At 63.5% G+C, this 406-nt stretch carries 1 protein-coding gene; it reads right to left on the bottom strand.

Translation table 11 applies throughout. The features are described 5' to 3' along the window. A partial coding sequence (locus AC1D0P_RS30855) for a hypothetical protein (RefSeq protein WP_477680210.1) occupies positions 1-261 on the bottom strand: 261 nt, incomplete at its 3' end. Positions 262-406 lie beyond the last annotated feature (145 nt).

The following is a 406-nucleotide window of genomic DNA, read 5'->3' as shown; positions in this document are numbered from 1 at the left end:
GCCATGCTGCGGCCCGATGCGGACCCGCGCATAGCGCGAATTGGGCGGCGCCTTGCCGGCGGCAAATGCCGCCACGCCTTCGGCCGCCTGCTCCGTCACCACCGCCGTCACCATGCGGCTTTCGGTGTTGCGCATCAGCACGGCATCGCGTGCGCCTGCGGCCATGGCCAGGCCGGCGAGTGGCGCGGACCAGTCCTCGCCGAGCAGTGCCGCCGCGACAATGGCCTCCGTTGCAGTGCGTATGCGATCCTGGTCAATCATGCCTCAACCCGAACACGCGACATTTAAGGTAATCTGGCATCGGCGCGGATTTGCTGGCGCCACTACAGTATCCCCGCCTCACGCGGACATGTAGCATTTGCTTAACTATGTCTAAAACGATTGCACTTGGCAAGATATTCACGGC

Source organism: Polaromonas sp. P1_G2 (assembly GCF_056405515.1).
This window is presented reverse-complemented; position numbering and strand designations above follow the sequence as displayed.